Genomic DNA, 2,919 nt, shown 5'->3' with positions numbered 1-2,919 from the left:
CGCCTTCGGCAACTTTTGAATCTGCCACGGTAACAGGTGCAGATTGGCAGAATCTTTCAGTGGTTTCTGCTGCGGCTCCCGAGGGTACGCAGGCGGTACGCTTTACCCTGTTTTCATATGGCGCCCAGCAGTCCAGCACCGATTGGTACGGGGTTGGTTCAGCATATTTTGATGATGTCGATGCTGAAGCAGTAGCCGTCCCTGAACCGGCCAGTTTGTTGCTTCTCGGCTCAGGATTGATCGGTTTGGTTGGTTTTTCAAGAAAGAAGTAAGCAAGTCAGTTTAGAAGTAGGAGGACGAAAAGGGCTTCCAACCTTCCGCTCCAGGAATTGGAAGCCCTTTTTCTATTTTATACTTTCCTCCGCCCGTTCTATAATCCTTGACTTAACACCCTATAATCGCTATAATTTAGGTTCATTGCGTGGGCTTATAGCTCAGTTGGTTAGAGCGCTTCCTTGACATGGAAGAGGTCAGAGGTTCGAGTCCTCTTAGGCCCACCATTTTTCTATTTTTTACTATGGAACTCGATACTTTAAGGCATTCGACCTCACATGTGATGGCCCAGGCCGTAAAAAGGCTGTTTCCGGGCGTAAAACTGGCTATAGGGCCGGCTATAGAGGACGGTTTTTATTATGATTTTGACTCTCCGCAGCCGTTTTCTGAGGAAGACTTGCCCAAGATAGAAGCCGAGATGGCCAGGATCATAAAGGAGAACCAAAAGTTCGAAAGGTCCGAGCTCGGCAAAGTTGAGGCCGTAAAGCTCTTTGAAAAGATGGGAGAGTCCTATAAGGTTGAGCTTATTAAGGATATCCCCGATGAAAAAGTATCATTGTATAAGAGCGGGGATTTTACGGACCTGTGCAAGGGTCCGCATATAGCTTCTACTGGCCAGATAAAGGCCTTCAAGCTGCTCTCCGCTACCGGCGCATATTGGCGCGGAAGCGAAAAGAATAAAATGCTGCAACGCATTTACGGCACGGCTTTTGCGACGAAAGAAGAGCTGGAGAATTACCTTAAGGCCAAGGAAGAGGCGGAAAAACGCGACCATAATAAGGTCGGCAGGACATTGGAGATCTTTACCACTCACGAAGCCGTGGGGCAAGGCCTCCCGCTCATAATGCCGAAGGGCGCCAAGATAATCCAAATACTCCAGAGGTTTGTGGAAGATGAGGAGGAGAAGAGAGGGTATCTTCTCACCAAGACGCCTTATATGGCAAAGAGCGACCTTTACAAGATATCCGGGCACTGGGATCACTACAGGGAAGGGATGTTCATAATTAACAGTAAGGACGAAGAGATCCTTGCCTTAAGGCCCATGACATGCCCGTTCCAGTTCATGATATATAAATCCAAGACCAGGAGCTACAAGGACCTGCCCCTTAAGTACTGCGAAAATGCGGTCCTTTTCAGGAACGAAAGCTCAGGGGAGATGCACGGGCTTACCCGCGTCAGGCAGTTTACCCTGGCCGACGCGCATATCATATGCCTTCCGGAGCAGCTGGAAGAAGAGTTCAAGAAGGTCCTGGACCTGATCAAGTTCGTAATGAAGACCCTTGGCATAGAGAACGAGATATGGTACAGATTCTCGAAGTGGGACCCCAAAAATAAAGAAAAGTATATAGACGACCCAAAGGCCTGGGAAGAGTCGCAGAAGATAATGAAGAAGATCCTCGACGATATCAAGCTTGACTATAAAGAGGCGGACGGGGAAGCTGCTTTCTATGGGCCTAAACTTGATATTCAGTTCAAGAACGTTTACGGCAAGGAAGACACGATCTTTACCGTGCAGGTGGATTTTGCGCTGCCGGGAAGGTTCGGGATGGAATATGTAGATAAGGACGGGTCGCTAAAGACCCCGATGGTAATACACAGGTCTTCTATAGGCTGCTACGAAAGGACCCTTGCGCTGTTGATAGAGCACTATGCCGGGGCTTTTCCGGTCTGGCTTTCTCCGGTGCAAACTGTTATAATACCGATATCCGATGAGCATATGGCTTATGCCGAAAAAGTTGCTCAAACCCTTCGAGACAGGGACATAAGGGTAGAGATAAACGACAAAAGCGGCAGGATGCAGCATAAGATAAGGGACGCCGAGGTCCAGAAGGTGCCCTATATGCTGATAGTGGGCGCGAAAGAAGCCCAGGCGGAGAGCGTATCCGTAAGGGAGAGGAGCAAGGGAGACCTTGGTCCCATGAAACTTGCGGATTTTGCGGACAAGATAGTCACGGAAGTAAAAGAGAAAAAATAGGAGGTCACGGCAATCCAGTTCCAGGCTAAGTCAATAAGGGTAAATGACAGGATAAGGATACGCGAGGTAATGGTCATTGGCGAGGATGGTAAACAGCTGGGGGTTATGCCTCCGGAAGAAGGCCTCAAACTCGCGCAACAGGCAGGGTTGGACCTGGTGGAAATAGCTCCGATGGCAAGGCCTCCGGTCTGCAGGATAATGGACTTCTCCAAGTACAAGTATGAGCAGGAGAAGAAAGAGAAAGAGGCGAGGAAAAAACAGCACGCCACACATATCAAGGAGATCAGGCTTAAGCCCAAGATCGGGGATCACGATTACCTGGTTAAACTGGGTTTTATCAAGAAGTTCCTGGAACGTAAGGATAAAGTCAAGGTAACGCTTATTTTCAGGGGCCGTGAGATGGCTCACCCCGAGCTTGGGGATAAGGTCATAGAGCGGTTAAAAGCCGATATAGCTGAGTTCGGGCAGGTGGAGAAGCCGCCCGTCAAGGAAGGCCGCGCCGTAATAATGGTTGTAGCCCCCAAATAGATGAAAGCAACGCAAGGAGGAAGATGACATGCCTAAGATGAAGACACGCAGGGCGACCAAGAAAAGGTTCAAGATCACAAAAAAAGGCAAAATAATGAGACGCAAAGGTGGCAAGGGCCATCTTTTGACGAACAAAACAAAGA

General features: G+C 48.9%; 3 protein-coding genes, 1 tRNA gene and 1 pseudogene. All 5 read left to right on the top strand.

What is annotated here, in order from left to right:
• On the top strand, window positions 1-272 hold a 272-nt coding region (locus WC490_08175; GenBank protein MFA5098574.1), incomplete at its 5' end, for a PEP-CTERM sorting domain-containing protein.
• A 151-nt stretch (window positions 273-423) separates the two neighbouring features.
• Window positions 424-500 (top strand) — tRNA-Val (locus WC490_08170).
• 35 nt (window positions 501-535) lie between these two features.
• Window positions 536-2,248 (top strand): annotated as a pseudogene (gene thrS / locus WC490_08165) (threonine--tRNA ligase).
• Window positions 2,249-2,260: 12 nt separating this feature from the next.
• Window positions 2,261-2,776, top strand: coding sequence for a translation initiation factor IF-3 (infC, locus tag WC490_08160; GenBank protein MFA5098573.1), 516 nt, complete (start codon window positions 2,261-2,263; stop codon window positions 2,774-2,776).
• Between the two features lie 28 nt (window positions 2,777-2,804).
• Window positions 2,805-2,919, top strand: a 115-nt coding sequence (locus WC490_08155; protein ID MFA5098572.1) for a bL35 family ribosomal protein, incomplete at its 3' end; no start/stop codon positions are given.

Source organism: Candidatus Margulisiibacteriota bacterium, assembly GCA_041650635.1.
Taxonomy (GTDB): Bacteria; Margulisbacteria; WOR-1; order JAKLHX01; family JBAZKV01; genus JBAZKV01.
This window is presented reverse-complemented; position numbering and strand designations above follow the sequence as displayed.